3 protein-coding genes are annotated in these 19546 nt (G+C 69.4%); 1 reads left to right on the top strand and 2 read right to left on the bottom strand.

The window, feature by feature from the left end; genetic code table 11:
• Window positions 1-191: 191 nt before the first annotated feature.
• A complete protein-coding gene (locus HQ325_RS05520; protein WP_222627125.1) occupies window positions 192-1454 on the top strand; it encodes an alpha-amylase family protein in 1263 nt (420 codons plus the stop codon).
• 19 nt (window positions 1455-1473) lie between these two features.
• On the opposite strand, the gene HQ325_RS05515 is transcribed toward HQ325_RS05520, so the two are convergent.
• Both HQ325_RS05515 and HQ325_RS05510 read right to left on the bottom strand, forming a co-directional pair.
• A complete protein-coding gene (locus HQ325_RS05515; RefSeq protein ID WP_222627123.1) occupies window positions 1474-2340 on the bottom strand; it encodes a glycosyltransferase family 2 protein in 867 nt (288 codons plus the stop codon).
• The gene (locus tag HQ325_RS05510) at window positions 2337-19520 is read right to left on the bottom strand and encodes a non-ribosomal peptide synthetase (protein ID WP_222627120.1); all 17184 of its coding nucleotides are present in this window, start codon (window positions 19518-19520) and stop codon (window positions 2337-2339) included. Before HQ325_RS05510 ends, HQ325_RS05515 begins: the two co-directional genes overlap by 4 nt.
• Window positions 19521-19546 lie beyond the last annotated feature (26 nt).

Genomic DNA, 19546 nt, shown 5'->3' with positions numbered 1-19546 from the left:
GGTTCTGGAACAGGTCGGTCAGATCAGAGGACACGGGGGCTCCTTTGGCACGATGGTGACGAACGGTCGTCCGCCGACGTCAGTCACTCATAGTGACAGTCACTACGCGACCGGAATCGAATTGTGCGATTCGACAAGCAGACCGTCGCTCGGCGAACCCTCGTCGAGACCGGTGAAAAGGGGGAGAAGCGATGCAGGACTGGGTCGATCACGTCATCTTCTGGCAGGTGTACCCCCTCGGTTTCGTGGGCGCAGAGGCCGAGGCGGTGGACCGTACCGAGCACCGACTGGACCGGATCGAGGGGTGGTTCGACTACCTGCTCGAGCTCGGGTGCAACGGCCTCGCACTCGGCCCGGTGTTCGCATCGGAGACCCACGGGTACGACACCGTCGACCACCTTCGCATCGACTCCCGTCTGGGGACCGAGAGCGACATGGATGCGCTCATCGGCGCGGCACGCGCCAAGGGCATCCGAGTCCTGCTCGACGGGGTCTTCAACCACGTCGGCAGGAGTCACCCGCAGTTCGTCCGTGCGGAACAGGACGGTCCCGACTCGGACGCGGGCCGCTGGTTCCGGTGGAAGGACGGCCGGCCGCGCACGTTCGAGGGCCACGATCTCCTGGTCGAGTTGAATCACGACGAGCCGGCGGTGCAGGAGCACGTCGCGCAGGTCATGACGCACTGGCTGGACCACGGTGTCGACGGGTGGCGGCTCGACGCGGCGTACGCCGTCTCGCCCGCCTTCTGGGCGACCGTGCTCCCCCGAGTTCGGGAATCGCATCCGGATGCGTGGATCGTCGGCGAGATGATCCATGGGGACTACGCGTCGTACGTGCGGGAGTCCGGGCTCGACTCGATCACCCAGTACGAGTTGTGGAAGGCGACGTGGAGCGCCTTGAAGGACGCGAACTTCTTCGAGTTCGCTCACGCACTGGGGCGTCACGACGAGCTGCTGCCCACGTTCGTTCCGGCGACGTTCGTCGGGAACCACGACGTCACCCGGATCGCGTCCACCCTCGACGACGACGACGCCGACATCGCGGCCGCACTGCTCTTCTTCGTGGCGGGGACGCCGACGGTGTACTACGGCGACGAACAGGGATTCCGCGGCATCAAGGAGGAGAGGGTGGGCGGCGACGACGCCATCCGGCCCGAGTTCCCGGCGACGCCCGACGATCTGGCTCCGTACGGATGGCCGCACTACCGGCGCCACCAGGCTCTGATCGCGATGCGACGACGGTTCGCGTGGCTTCATCGTGCTCGTGCAGAGGTGTCCGGTCTCGAGAACACCGCCATCACCCTCACCGCGACGGACGGCACGACGACGCTCGTGTTGACGGCGAATCTCGGCGACGCACCCGTGCAGCGGCCGGCCGGGGAGATCGTCGCCGCGGCCGACGGAGTGCAGGACGAACTCCGGCCGCACTCCTGGGCGGTGACCCTCAGCCCGTGACGGTTCCGGTACCGCGTCCTCACCAGTAGAGGATGCGGTACCGGACGCTGCCTCGTATCCGGCCGATCAGGTTGCCCGTCACCCACATCCACGCTCCGCGCCGCCCTCGGGACCATCCCCAGGGCCACACGGGTGCGGTGCCGAGCACCACGGCGCAGTGCACCGGGAACCACCACCACTGCCGACCGATCGCCCCGTGCTGCCGAGCCACCCTGGCTTCGGCACACCCGTACTCGGAGGCCTGGTGGAAGGAGTCCATCATGCCCGTGCGGAATCGGTAGGCGACCATCGCTCCCGGCGCGAATCCGAAGTCGTGGCCCGATTCCTGGACGCGCCAACAGAAGTCGATGTCGCTGCCGGCAGTGGGGTACGACTCGTCCCAGCCTCCGACGGAGTCGAACGCGCGGCGCCGCACCGCGAGGTTGCAGCCGAAGCTCATCGGCAGGTAGCGACCGAGTACCACGGGCCGGTCCGGATCCGGAAGCGCACGCCACGAGGCCACCACCGCGTCGTTGAGGGTGTCGCGCTCGAGCGGTCCACCGACCAGATCGGCCGATTCCGCGGCATCCACCAGCGCCTCCAACCACGTCGAGTGCACCGCATCGTCCTGATCGCAGTAGGCGATGAGGTCGTACCGCGCCGCTCGAGTGCCGACGTTGCGCGCGTGCGAGGTTCCCGGCGTGCCCGACGCCTCGACCACCTGGATCGACAGGGCGCGACTCGCGGGGTGAGACCGGACGAAGGTCGCGAGATCCGCACTGCCCTCGTTGTCGCTCACGATCACTTCGACGGGCCCGTCGTAGGTCTGCGACTCCAGGGCCGACAGCTGTTCACCGATGTCCGGAACGGCACGGTACGCGGCGATGACCACCGATACTCCCGTCATGAGAGCGAGCCTCCGAGTTCGCCGACCGTCGGCCACGGCCCCTCCTCGGCGACGCGCCGCAACACGGAGACGAGCGCACGCACCACCCACTCCACCGTCGATGCGTCGAAGAGCGCCACCGGGTAGATGACCGTTCCGGCCAGGCCGTCGGGCCGGCGATCGACGCGGCGCTCGCGCACCGTGACCTCGAGCTCGTGTTTGGCCACGACACCCGGTACTGCGTAGGGACTGATGCGTACACCGCCGATCTCGATGTGCTGTCCGAGTTCGATCGCGTCCTGCAGGATCAGCGTGGCCGGGAAGAGCACGTTCTCGTCGGGCGCAGGCGACACTCCCATCGCCTCCAGCAGTACGGGCGCGGAGATGTCCGGAGCCGACAGGCCCAGAGCCAGCTGATCTCGGACCTGGTGGACCAGGTCACCGAAACCGACCTCGGCTCGTACGTCGAGTCGCATCGGCACATCCTCCGAGAAGTTGCCCACGACTGTGGCGAGCACAGGGTGTGGCCGGTTCGCGTTGGCAGTGGCGACCGCGACATCGGGGTCGCCGGCCAGGTCTGCGAGCACGACCGCGAAGGCGGCCTGCAGCACGGCGAAGAGTCCGCTCCCCGAGGACCGGGCGCGACGGTCGAGTCGCCCGTGCAACTCGGCGTCGATCTCGACATCGACTGCGGCACCGGTCGAGTCCCAGATCGGCGGCCGTGGTCGATCGGTTCGGAGCCTCGGCCTCGGCGCAGTGCGAGTGAATCGCGGGAGCCACGAGTCGAGCTGCCTCGACATCTCGTCGCCGGACCGCAGTACGTCCCAGCGCCACGACGCGTGGTCGCGGAAGCGGACGACCACGTCCTCGAACCGCGGCATCGTCCCCGCACTGCGCGCGCCGAAGGCGGTCAGCATGTCGCCCACGAGCGGACCCGTCGAACCACCGTCGGCACTGAGATGGTGGACGACCACCACCAGGACCGCGGTGCCGTCGTCGACATCGAAGATCCGTGCCCGGAACGGGATCTCCGCGGCGACGTCGAAGGCGCGCCACCCGAATTCGCCCGTGGCACCGGCCAGCTCGGCTCGCGAGACACGGACGAGGTCGATCTCCGGTGTTGTCTCGGTGACGGACAGCAACCAGCCGTCCGGCCCCGCCGGGTACAGGGTTCGCAACGACTCGTGCCGCTCGACGACGTCCCGAATCGCACCGCGGACCGCGTCCACGTCCAGAGGTCCGTCGAACTGCAGGGCGAAGGGGACGTTCCAGTCACCGTCCGCACGTCGATCCACCGCGTCCCGGATTCTGCGCTGCGACGGCGCCAGCGCCACGTCGCCGCCGTCCTCGCGCCGTCGCAGGAGCGGCAGCCCGTCGTCCGCGTTCGTCTCCACCAGCTGCTCGATCGCCGAGACGAGGTCCTCGATCCTGTCGCACTCGAAGAGAAGCCGGACCGGGACGGGTCGCTGCAGTCGCGCCTCGAGCACCGCCACCACTCGGGTGGCGTCCAGCGAGTTGCCGCCGAGGTCGAAGAAGTTGTCGTCCAACCCGACGGCCGGCGCTCCGACGACCTCACTGATCACCTCGGCCACGACGACCTCGTGGCGGGTGCGAGGCGCGCGATGCTCCCGTGTCACTCGACCCGCGTCGGGCAGCCGGGCGCGATCGACCTTTCCGTTCGCGGTGACGGGGATCGACTCGAGCAGCACGATCCGGCGCGGAACCATGTGATCGGGCACCACGCCGCGAATCCGGTCGGGCAGAGCCTCCGTGTCGACGTCCGACCCCGCCACGTAGGCGACCAGGCGAGCTCCCGGAGTTCCCGCCTCGACGACGACGACCACGGCATCGGTGACTCCGTCGCAGGCGCGCAGGGCCGCCTCGATCTCCCCCGGTTCGATGCGGAACCCACGGATCTTGACCTGCCGGTCCACCCGAGAGACGTACTCCAACTCGCCGTCGGCGCGTCGACGCACCAGATCGCCCGTGCGGTACATCCGCGTCCCGATCGATCCTGGTTCCGCCAGGGGATCGGCCACGAACGCGTCCGCGGTGCGTGCGCTCGCGGCGTGATATCCCCTGGCGAGTTGCACACCGGTCAGGTAGAGCTCGCCCACCACCGACGTCGGAACGGGGCGCAGTCGGCGGTCGAGAACCCGGATCCCGACGGCCGGCTGCGGCCGTCCGATCGGAACGACGCTCGTTGCCTCGTCGAGGTCCACGGCCTCGTGGGACGTGACGCTGACCGCGGTCTCCGTGGGTCCGTACAGATTGTGTACCGCTGCGTCCGAGACCGCGGCCAGTCGCCGGACCAGATCGGCGGGCAGCGCCTCACCGATGCACAGGACCAACCGCACCGACGCCGGAAACGATCCGCGCTCGACCAGCATCGCCAGTGCGGTCGGTACGACACAGAGGACCGTGACGGCGCCCTCGGTGATCACCGACATCGTCGCGTCGGCGTCGCGTTCGGTCCCGGTGGGAGCCACCACCAGGCGGGCGCCCGTCTGCAGGGCCCACCAGTACTCCCACACGGACAGATCGAAACCGGCCGACGTGTGCAGGAGGACGGCGTCGTCGGCCGTCAGCGTGAACCGGCTCTGCATCCACGCCAGCTGCGTCGACACCGCGCGGTGCGTGATACCGACGCCCTTCGGCACCCCGGTCGAGCCCGAGGTGAACAGCACGTAGGCCAGGGCGTCGGAGGACACCGCGGCCGGGGTCGGGTCCGCGGACGTCGCCGCCGTCGCATCGACGGCGACGACCGTTCGTCCGTGCAGCTCCGGTGCGTGGACGTGCGTCGTCGACGTCAGGACCACCAGCGGATCCGCCACCCCGAGGATCGTGGCGGCGCGCGCGTGGTCACCGAGCGCCACCGGCACGTAGGCGCCGCCGGCGAGCACCACCGCGTACAGCGCGGCGATCTGCTCGATGCCACGCGGCAGCACGACCGCGACCGTCGAGTCCGGGCCCACTCCGCGTTCGGTGAGAGCCGACACGATCCGCCCGACGCGAGAGGCCAGTTCTCCGTAGGTGACAGCACGATCGCCGTCCACGACGGCGATCGTGTCCGGCGCGACCGCGACACGGTGCACGAAACCCGAACCGAGCGTCGAGGCCGAGCCGACGTGGTCGGACGCGTGGTGCACCACCGACTCCGCCGCGCCCACGACGTCCAGATCGCCCACCGACCGGTCGGGAGCGTCGAGCAGTGTCCTCAGCACCGTCTCGTACCTCTCGGCGAGCGTCACGACGGACGATCGGTCGAAGACGTCCGTCGCGTAGGTGATGCGGGCGTCGAGAGTGCCGTCGGGGACCGGAGTGAGTGTGAGATGAAGGTCGAACTCGGCCACCTCGGTGTCGGCATCCGTCACCTCGATCGTGAGACCGGGTAGCTCGACACCGGTCCAGCCGATGTTCTGGAACGACAGCGCGACCTGGAAGACCGGATGGTGTGCGCGGGTGCGCGGCGGCTCCACCATCGCGACGACACGGTCGAACGGCGTCTCGGAGTGCGCGAAGGCATCGAGGTCCACCGCACGTACCAGCGCGAGCGCCTCCCTGCCCGTCGCGTCCGCGGGGATCGAGGTCCGCAGGGCGAGCATGTTGACGAACATGCCGACGACCTCGTCGAAACGGTCGTGCGCGCGGCCCGACACCGGCGTTCCGATGACGACGTCGGCGTTGTCCCCGACCCGCGCCAGCAGGACGGCCAGTGCGGTGTGCGCGAGCATGAACACACTCGAGCCGGATGCCGACGCGAACCGGGCCATCCGCTGATGGACGTCCGCGTCCATGGTGAAGGCCACACTCGCGCCCTGCCCCGAACGCCGACTCGGCCGTGGCCGGTCGAAGGGGAGATCGACTGCCGCAGGCACGTTCGCGAGAGCGGCCCGCCAGTACCGCGCCTCCTCGGTCGAACGGGCCGATCCGTCGGCGAGTGTCGCACGGTGCCACAGCGCGTAGTCCACGTAGCGCAGATCGTCCTGGGGCCACGTGGGCGCGACGCCGGCGACACGCGCCGCGTACGCCTCGGCCAGCTGTGCGGCCAGCCTCACGACGGACACGCCGTCGACCGCGATGTGGTGGGCGACGATGGCGCAGACGTGTTCCGGCACCGCCGGATCGCGGGGATCCTCGATGCGCACCAGTTCCGCTCGGACCGGGGGCTCCGAACTGACGTCGAACGGGGAATGAACGACTCTGTGCAGCAGGGTCTTCCACGAGTCCGAGGTCGCGAGTTGCGTCGAGAGCTTCAGCGCAACGCTCTCCCGCGCAGTGATCACCTGCCGCGGACCGTCGACCGAGTCGGGGTACGCGGTGCGCAGAACGTCGTGTCGTCGTACGAGATCGAGAAGCGCGGCCTCGAACGCGGCCTCGTCCAGCACGCCGACCAGGCGAAGCACGACAGGAATGTTCTCGGTCGTCGACGACGGATCGAGTTTGTTGAGGAACCACATCCGCTGCTGGGCCAGGGACAGCGGAATCGGGTCCGGCCACGGGAGGGTGCCGGGTTCCGGGCCGTCGCCGTGCGCCGCTTCCGACACCGTGTGCGCGAAGGACCTGACGTCCGGGGCATCGAACAACGCGCGCACCGGAACGGCCCGGCCCGTCTGCGTTCGGATCCTCGACACCACGCGGGTCGCGGACAGCGAATCGCCGCCGCTGTCGAAGAAGTCGTCGAGGGCCCCGACGTCGTGGCGCCCGAGAACGTCCGCGAAGGTCGCCGCGACGAGGATCTCCCACTCACCCTCGGGGGACACTCGAGTGCGTGCCGGCATGGCCGGTTCGGGTAGAGCGGCGCGATCGATCTTGCCCGCGACGGTCAACGGAACAGTGGGCAGGCACATGATCGAGGGGGGAACCATGTAGCGCGGCAACGACTTCGCGAGTCGGCTCCGGACGAGATCGGCGTCGATGGTCGCGTCCGGGACCGCGGTCACGTACGCGACGAGTACCTCCCGAGCGCTCGACATGTCGGGGGTCGCGGCAAGGGTACGCACCAGCACGGCCGCGGACTCGATCTCGGGCATGCGACGGAGCGTCGTCTCGATCTCACCGATCTCGACACGGTGCCCTCTGATCTTGACCTGGGCGTCGATCCGACCGTGATGGACGAAGCCGTCACGCCCGCGACGTGCCAGGTCGCCGCTGCGGAACCGCCTCGACCCCGCCGGCCCGTCCGGGTCGGCCACGAACGTACTCGCCGTCAGCGCCGGCCGACCGTGGTAGCCGGCCGCCACACCGACCCCACCCAGGTACATCTCGCCGACCACTCGCGGCGGGACCTCGCACAGGCTCGTGTCGAGAACGCGCACCGTGGCTCCCCGGATCGGCGTTCCGATGGACACCCGCGGGTCGGCGGTCGTGAGCGGCCCCGCGAGGGTGGCCGCGATCGTGATCTCCGTCGGCCCGTACGCGTTGTACAGACGGAAGCCGAGTGCGATCCACTGTCGGGCGAGCTCTGGAGGACAGGCATCGCCCCCCACGACGACGGCCTGCAGGTGGGGCAGCGCGGACCGCGACTCGATTCGCACCGTGTCGAGCGCACCGGGTGTGAGGAACGCGTGCGTGACCCGCTGACGGTTCAGGAGAGCGATCAGTTCGTCCCCGCCGAACACGTCGGGCGGTGCGATCACCAGATGGGCACCGCGTCCCGCGGCCATCGACATCTCGAGGATCGACGCGTCGAAGCTCGGCGATGCGGCATGCAGCACTCGATGCCCGGGTCGGACATCGAGACGGTCGCAGAGTTCCTCGGTGAACGCCGAGAGTCCGCGATGCGTGACGACGACTGCCTTCGGAGTGCCCGTCGAGCCGGACGTGTAGATCAGATACGCGGGCGCATCTGCCCGTGTGGGCGTGGCACCGTCGGTCGACGGATCGGACGGGGCACCGGCGAGCAGACGCTGCACGTCGGAGGAGTCGAGGACGATGGTCGACTCCGGATCGAATCCGGCAGCGACGGCAGAGGTGGTCAGCACGGCCCGCGCGGCCGAATCCGCGACCATGAGCGCGATTCTGTCCGGTGGAGTCGACGGATCGATCGGGACGAAGGCCGCACCCACGTCCGCGACGGCGCGAACGGCGACGACGGAGTCGATCGACCGCCCGACACAGACTGCGACCACGTCTCCGACGCCGATGCCTCGACCACGCAGCAGTCGGGCCAGTCGATGCACTGCGGCGCGACCCTCCTCCGCGGACAGCCCTTCCCCGCCACCGCCGTCGACCAGATCGCCGACACCGGCGAAGATGTCCGCGATCGACCGCACGGGTACGAGGTCGTCGTACCCTCCCCCGGACGACTCGATCAGCTCGTCGGGAAGGCGGACGTCGAGAGTGCGCAGCGGTCGATCCGGCATCGCCACCGCCGAGCGGAGCACGAGCGCCCAGCGATCGAGAAGCGCTCGGACCGTGTCGGTCTCGTAGATGTCGGTCCGGTGCACGACGGTCAGTTCGACCTCGTCGCCGCGGAAGTGGACGGTGAATTCGAGATCGAAGCGCGCGACGGCCACATCCATCTCGGCCATCGAGGACACCATCGAGTTCGCGGACGACGTGGCGTGCGGATCGGAGTCGTCCACATCGAGGGTCGTCTGGAACACCGGGTGGTGCGACGGCTCGCGCGTGGCGGCCATGGCATCGACCACGTCCTCGATGTCGACGTCGGCGTGCTCGAGTGCCTCGAGGAGGACGTCGCGGGACTCGGCCACGCCCTCGGTGAAGGTGCTCGTCGGGCGATACCGGGTCCGCAGAGCGAGCATGGTGACGAACATGCCCACCGTGCGATGAGCGGTGGGGTCCTCCCGGCCGGCCGTCGGGAGCCCGATCACGATGTCGTCACCGGCACCCGACCGTGCCAGGGTCGCCACGAGCGCCGAGTGGAACACGGAGAACGCGGATGCGTGCGCGCGTGCGGCCACCGTGGACAGTGCGGCTCGTGTGACTCCCTGCACGCGAGTGCGGACGACGGCGCCGCGGTAGGAGGGCGCATCGGGTCGCGGTCGGTCGGGCGCGGGCACTCCCAGTGCGGGCGCTCCGGCCAGCACCCGGACCCAGTGATCGAGGTGCGCCCGGCGGGAGTGCTCCGACCTCCGATGTCGCCGGAGGAGAACGTCGGCGAAGGTCGGCGCGGGCGTATCCCACGTGGGCTCCTCCCCGCGCTGTCGTGCAGCGACCGCGTGTCCGAGATCCTCGGCCAGCACGCGCATGGACCACCCGTCGGCAGCTATGTGGTGGACCACCAGCACCAGCATCGACACCTGCGCGTCGATGACCACCCGGACGGGCAGATCGGTGGTCAGATCGAAACCCTCCAGAGCGCGCGCCGTCACGTCGGCTGCGGCGACGTCGTCCCGAAGGATCTCGGCACGGCTCCACACCTCGGCGCTCACCCGTCGTGGGCGCGGCCCGTCTCCGGTGTCGGGATACACGGTGCGCAGGGCCTCGTGCCGCGCCACGACGTCGCGCACGGCGGATCGAACGTGTGCGACATCGACACTGCTCGCTGCGACCACGTCGAGCGAGACGGGAAGGACGATGTGATAGGCGGCGGACGCGGGATCGAGTCTGTTGTGGACCCACATCCGAATCTGAGCCGCGGTCATGAGATCGGATCCGCTCTCCTGGTCCGGGCTCGTCGCCACCGCGCCGACCGCCGAGTCGACTCGGGTGCGTGGGAGGGAATCGACGAGCGCCGCGATCCCGGACGCCGTGCGCTTCTCGAAGATCGCACGGAGCCCGACGGACACGCCCAGCCGCTCCGAGACGGCGGACATGACCGTCGCGGCGGTGAGCGAGTTGCCACCGACGTCGAAGAAATCGGAGTCGACACCCAGGTCCTCGGCAACGTCGCCCGTGGCAACTCGCAGGATGTCGAGAACGACGGCCTCGGTCGGCGTACGTGGTGCCGTGCGAGTACGCGCGGTCCTCGCCGGTACGGGGAGTCGACGGCGATCGACCTTTCCGGCCGAGGTGGTCGGAAGCTCCTGCAGAACGACTGTGCGTGCGGGCACCATGTGATCGGGGACGAGGGTGCGCGCGTGCCCGATCACGACCTCGTGGTCGAGGTGGCGGCCGCGCTCGGCGACCACGTACGCCACCAGCTCACCCGCGGCGACGAGTTCGTCTCGCACCACCACGATGCATTGCGACACCGCGGGATGACTCCTGATCGCGGCGTCGATCTCCCCCGTCTCGATCCGCAGCCCCCGGATCTTGACCTGGAAGTCCGTGCGGCCCAGAAACTCCAGCACACCGGGTTCCGTCGTCGACCAGCGAACGAGATCGCCTGTGCGATAGATTCTCTCGCCGGGAACACAGGGGTCCGCGACGAATCGGGCGGCGGTCAGCGCCCCTCGACCGACGTAACCGCGTGCGAGTTGCACTCCCCCCAGATACAACTCACCGGCGATACCCGCGTCGACCGGGTGCAGTCGGGCGTCGAGGACGTACGTGCGGGTTCCCGTCACGGGCCGACCGATGGGGACCGCACCGGACTCGAGGTGGTCCGTCGAACGATCCGACACCGGATGTGACGTGACGTCCACGGATGCTTCCGTGGGCCCGTACAGGTTGTGCATCGAGGCGGACATCCGGCGGAGAGCGCGACTCGCGGTGGACGACATCAGCGCCTCGCCGCTGGTGAAGAGGAGGCGCAGGGACGGAGCGCCGGTGTCGGTCGAGGCCAGGAACACGTCGAGAACCGACGGTACGAAATGCACGACGGTGACCCTCTCGTCGTCGACGAGAGCCGCGATCCGTGCCGGATCGCGATGGGCGTCCGGCTCGGCCACGACCGTCCGAGCACCGGTGATCAACCCCCAGTACAGCTCCCACACCGAGACGTCGAACGTGACGGGTGTCTTGTGCAGCACGGTGTCGCCGACACCGATCGGGTACGAGGCCTGCATCCAGCGCAGACGGTTCACGATGCCCGCGTGCGGCACCGAGACCCCCTTCGGTTCGCCCGTGGAGCCCGACGTGAAGATGACGTAGCACGGGTGCTGCGGCCGGAGCGGAGAGAGTCGATCCTCGTCCGTCACAGGCCGATCCGAGTGCTCGACCGTCATCAGGTCCGATCCGGAGAGCATCCGTGCGCCGAACGTTCCGGGGACCGCGGACGGGTCGTCCGCGAGAACGACGAGGGGCCGTGCCCGCTGGAGCATGGCGGACACTCTCGCGGCCGGCTGGTCGAGATCGAGCGGCAGCGCTGCGCCGCCTGCGGTGACCACCGCGTGCAGGGCGACCATCATCTCCAGGGACCGCGGTAGGGCGACGGCCACCACCGTCTCGGGGCCGACGCCCACGGAGATCAGGTGCCTGGCAGCGCGTGCCACCATGGCGGCGAAGGCCGAGCGCTCCGTCGTCGTCGCCCCGACGGTGATCGCCGGAGTTCCCGTGTGACGGTGCGCTGCCCGGTCCAGCAGGTCGACCACCGTCTCCGACGAACTCTCGCCGTCCTGTCCGGTCCGGGGCGGGCCCTCGGTCCAGACGTCGATCAGAGCGCGCCGAGAGGGAGTCATCACCTCGAGGTCGCCGACCGCCACCGGCGTCCGGCGGACGAGCGCGTCCAGCACCTGCCGGAACGTCGCGTTCATCCGCACGATCGTCGACTCGTCGAACAGGTCGGTCGCGTACGTCCAGGTGACACCGAGAGGCCTGCCACTCCCGGACGGCGGCTCGTCGATCGTCACGTGCAGGTCGAACCTCGCCACCGGCAGGTCGATCGGCCGGACCTCGAGATGCAGACCCGCGTGCTCCCACGCGGTGGGCAGTGCGTCCTGCGCGCCCAGCATGACTCGGAACAACGGGTGGTCGGGGCTCGACCGATCCACGGAGGTCATCGCGACGACGTCCTCGAAGGGAACGTCCGACGCTGCCAACGCAGCGACGACAGTGTCCCTCGACTGCGCGAGATGCCGAGTCGGCGGCGCGTCGACATCGATCCTCGTGCGCAGCACGACCGTGGACACGAACATGCCGACGAGGTCGTCGAGTTCCGGGCGCCCCCGCCCGTCGACGGGCGTCCCGATCAGAATGTCGTCCGCTCCCGTGACGCGGGCGAGCGTCACGGCGAGTGCCGTGTGCACGGCCATGAAGACCGTCGCGCGCTCGGCCGCCGCGGCATCGCGTACCGCCTCGAGAACGTCCGCACTCACCTCGTCACGCACGGTGGCGCCGGCCCGGGTGGGAACGGGTAGCGGTGGGCGATCGGTGGGAAGAGGAAGGGGACCGGGTGGATCGGCGAGAGCATGTGCCCAGTACCGATAGTGCGGAGCGATGCTCGCATGGGGCTCGCCGCCCGCGCCGCCGAGCAGATCCTGTTGCCACAGTGCATGATCGGCGACCTGGACCGGCAGGGGACGGAGCGACGGCGCGGTGTCCTGCACCCGCGCCTCGTACGACGAGACGACGTCCGCGACCAAGGGCCGGAAGGACCCGGCGTCGGCGGCGATGTGGTGCACCACCATCACCAGGGTCACGTCGTCCGAGGAGTCCACGCGCAGGGTCCACCGGACCGGTGGCTCCGTGGAGAGGTCGAACCCTCTGCTCACCATGGTCTCCGCGTCGCCGACGTGTCGTGTCACCACCGACGCGGCCAGAACACGCTGTGCTGGTTGCCCGTCGGTCGTCGGGTAGACCGTCCGCAGCACCTCGTGCCGCTCGATCACGTCGCCGACGGCATCCGACAGAGCCTCCACGTCTATCTCGCCGGTCAGTCGGATCGCCAGGGGCAGGTTGTACAGCGGGGATCCCGTGTCGAGCTGGTTGATGATCCACATGCGGAACTGACTGCGCGAGAGCGGGAGCACCGCCGGACGTGGCCCGGCAGTCAGGGGCGGGCGCGGGAGACGGCCCGCGGCATCCACCACGCGGGCCAGTCCACGTACCGTCGGATCCGCGAACACCGCCGACACCGGCACGTCCACACCGAAGTCGGTGCCGAGCCTGGCCGCGACACGGGTGGCCGCCAGCGAGTTGCCGCCGAGCCGGAAGAAGTCGTCGTCGACGCCGATCGTGGCATCCGTGTCGAGCACCGATGCCACGACCGCCGCCACGTGCAGTTCCGTCGCCGTGGTGGGGGCGGCGGAGCCGGGCACGAGCGCTGCAGGTTCCGGCAGGGAGGCGCGATCGAGTTTCCCGTTGACGGTGGTGGGCAAGGCCGGCAGCAGCATGACCGACGAGGGAATCATGTACCCCGGCAACCACTGCGAGAGCGGCGCGGTCATCGACTCCGGTGTGAGCGTGTCGGTGTCCGCGCCCGCAGCGGCGACGACGTAGGCCACCAGGTGCTGACCTCGGTGCACGTCCACGGCCACCGAGGCGATCCGTCGGTCTCTCGAGAGCGCCGCCTCGATCTCCCCGAGTTCGATTCGTTGTCCGCGGAGCTTGAGTTGGAAGTCGTTGCGCCCGAGAAACTCCAGGTCACCGGAGGACAGCACCCGGACCAGGTCGCCGGTGCGGTACATGCGTCCGCCGACGTCGGCCGGATCGGCGACGAAACGTTCCGCCGTGAGGTCGGGACGCCCTTCGTACCACGAGGCCAGCTGTGGCCCCGAGAGATACAGTTCGCCCGGCACTCCACGAGGCACCGGATGGAGCCGGCGGTCCAGGACGTGAATGCCGGTCCCGGCCACCGGCCGACCGATGGGGACGGACGGGTCGCTGCCGCGGGTGAACCCGTCGTCGCGGTCCGATCCGGTCGAACGCCACGAGTGAACCGTGACCGCGACCGCTGCCTCGGTCGGTCCGTAGAGGTTCTCCACCGCGGCACCGGTCGACCGCGCTGCTCGCTCGGCCGTGCGCGGCGCGAGGGACTCACCGATGCAGAGGACGCGATCGAGGTCGGTGGGGTCCGTGTCCAGGTGCGCTTCGAGCAACGACGGGACGAAGTGGACGGTGCGTACCGGATGACGTCCGATCAGGTCGGCGACATAGCGCGGGTCACGGTGTCCGTCCGGGCGCGCGATCACGGTCCCGGTTCCCCACAGAACCGGTCCCATCAGCTCCCACACCGAGAGGTCGAAGGTGACGGGCGTCCGGAGAACACCGAACTCCCCGGCCGTCATCGGGTGCCGCTCGCGCTTCCACCGCAGCTGAGTGGCCACGGCGCCGTGCGAGAGCGCGACGCCCTTGGGCGCACCTGTCGAACCCGAGGTGTAGATGACGTAGACGCCGTTCGCCTCGCGCAGCGGCCAGGGTCGCTCCGCGTCGACGATCGGTCCCGAGCCGAACGACGACGTGTCCAGGTTCCGGACGTCCACCACGTCGACGCCCTCACGGCCCGGCTGTTCCGCCGTGGTCGTCAGAATCATGGTGGCGCCGGATGTCCGGAACACCGAGGCCACTCGATCGACGGGGGCCTCGGGGTCGACGGGTACATAGGTTCCACCGGCGAGGACGATCGCCCACAGCGTCTCGACCAGGAGGGCCGACCGCGGCATCGCGACGACCACACGAGTGTCCGGCCCCACGCCCCGAGCGATGAGGAGTCGCGCGAGTCTCCGGACGCGACCGCGCGTCTCCTCGAACGTCCATCGACGCGCGGACTCGTCCTCGACGAGAGCGACGGCGTCGTCGGCGCCGGCCGCGAGTCCGGACTCCAGGAGATCCGCGACCGTGCCCACGGGACCATCGGGAGACGGGGCGGTACGCAACAGGGCGGTAGGCGACAGGGCGGTAGGCAACGGGGCGGGGTGGATCGGGGAGAGTCGCGGCACGGCGAGGTCGCCCACCGGGGTGGTGGATGCTCGGAGCGCGGCATCGAGAACGGACTCGAAGTCGTCGGCGATGCGCTCGACGGTGTCTCGATCGAACAAGTCGGTCGCGTACTCCCACTGCATCTCCGGTCCTGCGGGACCTTCCACCACCGTCAGATGCAGATCGAACTTCGCCACCGCGATCTCGGGCTCGACCACCTCGACGTTCACGCCGTCGAGATCGAACACCGTCGGGGCGAGGTTCTGATAGGAGAACCCGTACTGGACCAGGGGGTGGTGATTGGCCGTGCGCACCGGATTGACGAGTTCGACCAGGCGGTCGAACGGGACGTCGGCATTCTCGAACGCTTCCAGATCGCGGTCTCGGACGTCCCGCAGGAAGTGCGAGAACGGTGTGTGGCCGTCGACGCGCGTACGCAGGACGACCGTGTTGACGAACATCCCCACCAGATGTTCGGTCGCGGGGTCGTCGCGGCCCGCGACCGGGGTCCCGACCGAGACGTCCACCGTTCCCGACCATCGGGCCAGCAGGATCGCCAGGGCGGCATGGAACACCATGAAGGGAGTCACGGAGTGCTCGGCCGCGACGGCCGAGAGTCTCGCCGGCGTCTCCGGGCCGCCCGAGCGCACCACTCGGCCCCCTGCGAGCGAGGACACCGCCGGCCGCGGACGATCGAACGGGAGGTCCAGCCGCTCCGGTGGATCGCTCAGCCTCTCGGACCAGAAGGCGAGCTGGCGGGACGTCACCGACCCCGGGTCGCTGTCCGAGCCCATGTGGTCGTGATGCCAGACGGTGTAATCGATGTAGCGGACCGGCAACTCATCCCACTGCGGCGCCACGCCGAGGGTCCGCGCCCGGTAGGCGATCGTGAGATCGCGCGCCAGCGGCAACGTCGACGAACCGTCGGCACTGATGTGGTGCACCACGCACGCCAGAACGACGTGATCGGTGGCCACCTGCAGGATCTCGACGCGGATCGGGACGGTCGCACTCACGTCGAACCCGGTGGACGCCACCTGGACGATCCGATCGGCGGCCGCGGCCGCCGTCATCACTCGTGGAGTGACGTCGAGCATCCGACGCATCTCGTCGATGTCGTGCACGAGTTGAATCGGTCCGTCCGGCGTGTCCGGATAGCTGGTGCGCAGGCTGCCGTGTCGCGCCACGAGATCGAACACCGCGGCGCCGATCGCCTCCACGTCGACCGTCCCCCGCAGCCGCAGCACGATCGGCACGTTGTAGGTCGCCAGGTGGATGTCGAACTGATTGAGCACCCACATGCGGTGCTGCGCCGGTGAGAGCGGAATCGCCGACGAGTCGTCGGCCACCCTGGTCAGCGGTACCCGGGGGGCCTCGTCGACGGCCGCGTCCACCCGCGTCGCGAGAGCACCGACGGTGGGCGACTCGAACACGGCGCGAACCGGCACCCGCGTACCCGCGGCAGCTCCGAGCACGGACGTCAATCGGGTTGCGATCAGCGAGTTTCCGCCGAGCTCGAAGAAGTGATCGCCGGTGCCGTATCCGGCGCCGTCCGGTCCGGTGCGCGGACCGAGAACGGTGGCGAACGCGTCCGCGACCATCACCTCGGTGGCAGTGCGAGGAGCGACGTGCACCGATGCCCGCACCATGGGCGTCGGCAGGGCAGTCCTGTCGACTTTCCCGGACGAGGTCAACGGGATCTGGTCCTGCACCATCACGAAGGAGGGCACGGCGTGCGCCGGCAGGAGGTCGCGCAGTCGGGACACGACGTCCTCCGCCACCGCGCTCTCGCTCCGGCGAACGTCGGCGGCGACGGGTTGCACGTACGCCACGAGAGCGGGGTGCCCCGCCACCTCACGTACGGCGGACACTGCCCGGGCGATACCGGGCACTCCGTGCAGCGCGGCGTCCACCTCACCCAGCTCGATCCGGAAACCACGGACCTTCACCTGGTGGTCCGATCGGCCCAGGTAGGACAGCGTCGAATCGGCATTCGTCCGAACGACGTCGCCGGTCCGGTACAGGCGGGAACCACTCTCTCCCCACGGATTCGCGAGATAGCGAGTCGCCGTCAGCGGCGCGCGATCGTGGTATCCCAGGCCCTCGCTCGACCCCGCGACGTAGAGCTCGCCGACAGCGCCCTCCGGCACCGGGCGGAGACGGTGATCGAGCACGATCACGCTCGTCCCCGTCACCGGACCGCCGATGGTGACCGGTCGCCCGGGTTCCAGAGGACCGGCCAGTGTCACCATCACGGTGCACTCGGTGGGGCCGTACGCATTGAACATCCGGCGACCCGGCGCCCATCTCCCCACCAGCGCAGGCGAACAGGCCTCTCCGCCCACGATCACCACCGACGGGTAGGACGCGTCCCCCGGCTCGACCGACGCGAGAGCCGCCGGGGTGACGAAGGCGTGTGTGACCCGCTCGTTCGAGAGCAGCCGAGCGAGCTCCTCGCCGCCGTAGACGTCGGGAGGCACTATCACCATCGTGGCGCCCGAGCCGATCGCCAACAGCAGTTCGAGGATGGACGCATCGAAGCTGGGCGAGGCGAAATGCAGGGTGCGAGAGCGACTGTCGAGGTCGTAGCGGCGAATCTGCTCGGCCGCGAGCGACGCGATGCCGCGGTGGCCGATGACCACACCCTTCGGCGATCCGGTGGACCCGGAGGTGTAGATCATGTACGCGGGGTGATCGATGCGGAGCGGCCGACGTCGTTCGGCATCGGTCACGGACGAGGTGGACTGCCGCGAGAACTCGTCGACCACGTCGCGTGCGCCGATGTCGATCCAGGACACGACGTCGTGGTCGGGGCGCGGTTCGTCGACGATGCCCAGCGTCACACCGCTGTCCGCGAGCAGGAAGTCGATGCGATCGTCGGGAAGCGCGGGGTCGACGGGCAGGAAGGCGCCGCCCGCCTTGCTCACCGCCATCTGGGCCACCACCGAATGGATGCCGCGCGTCAGCACGACCGCGACGAAGGTCCCCGGGCCGACGCCGCGGGCCACCAGCATGCGAGCGAGCCGGTTGGCGCGAGAGTCCCACTCGCGGTACGTCAATCGCCGATCGTCGGAGACGATGGCAGTCCGATCTCCGTGGTGGCGCACCGTCCGGTCGAAGACGTCGGGCAGCGCGACCGGCTCCGCGGTGGGCTCGCCCGACACCGTTCCGACGACACGGAGACCGTGATCGAGATCGAGCACCCGATCGTCGTCGCCCGCGTCGACGAGCGATCCGAGAAGGTGCAGGAGCCGACGGCGATGGTCGGCGACCTCGTCGACGGAGTAGACCGTCGGGTTGGCCTCGAGATCGATGCGCAGACCTCCGCCACCGGTGTGCACGTTGACCGCGAGATCGTCGATCGGCCCCGTCGTCAGGATGTGTGCGCGGCCGGTGCACGGACCCAGGACGGTGTCGTTGCGGAACGTCATGATGTTGATGGGTGGGCCGAAGAAGCCGCGTCCGGTACCCGCACCTCCCGTCGAGGCGGACCCGCCGTCCCGCATGTCCTCGAAGCGGTACCGCTGATGACGCAACGCCCCCACGATCTCGCGACCCATCGCGTTCACCAGTTGCGACGCCGTCGTGCGGGGGCCCACGTGAGCCCGGAGAGGCACCACGTTCGACACCATGCCACCCGAGCGGCGCAGCAGAGCGTTCGTGCGCGCGGACACCGGAAGCGACAGGGACACGTCCGTCACGTCCGCCATGCGGGCGTAGTACAACGCGGTGGCGGCGCTGATCAGGGCCGGTGTCGAGGTCGACCACCGGGCGCACGCACTCTCGATCCTGCCGAGCAAGGAGACGTCGACGGACTCCCCGACCACGAGGGATCGCACGTCTCGTCGCCCACTCGCCTCCGCCAGCCGCACCGGGTCCCCGAGTCCCGCCAACCGTTCGGTCCAGTACTCGGCGTCACGCAGAAAACGCGGCGACGCTCGATACGCGGCTTCGTCGGCGACGATCTGCGCGACGCGGCCGGCGCGGTTGGTGGACGCGCCGGCACCCGTGACGAGGGAGTCGTACAGCTCGGCAGCACGATCGGCGAACACCGCGGCGCCGTACCCGTCGAGGAGGACGTGATGCACTCGCGTGTACCAGAACCATCGCTGGTCGGCGACACGCAGGGTCGCCACCTCCATGAGGCGGGACTCGTACATGTCCACGGGTGTCGCGACCTCGGTCCGCATCCACGCCGTGGCACTGGCGACCGGGTCGGTCTCGTCTCGGAAATCGAGGTGCGCGATCGTGTCACGGAGAGAATCGTCGACGATCTGACGCGGTTCCGGGTCGCCGGCCACGAGGCGCACCATCACGGTGTCGAACTCGCGTGCGACGAGGCGCCCGACCTTCTCCAGGACGGCCGTGTCGAGGGGACCGTGAACGTCGACGTACTGCGCGATGCTCAGTGGCGTCTCGGGATCGAGTTCCTGCGCGAACCAGATACTGCGCTGAGCCGCAGAGAGCGGGAAGCTCCGGTCGTCCGATTCATGCATTCTCTGAACGCTCACTCGAATCGGTG

The sequence above is a fragment of the Rhodococcus sp. BP-349 genome, from assembly GCF_019835845.1.
Taxonomy (GTDB): Bacteria; Actinomycetota; Actinomycetes; order Mycobacteriales; family Mycobacteriaceae; genus Rhodococcoides.
This window is presented reverse-complemented; position numbering and strand designations above follow the sequence as displayed.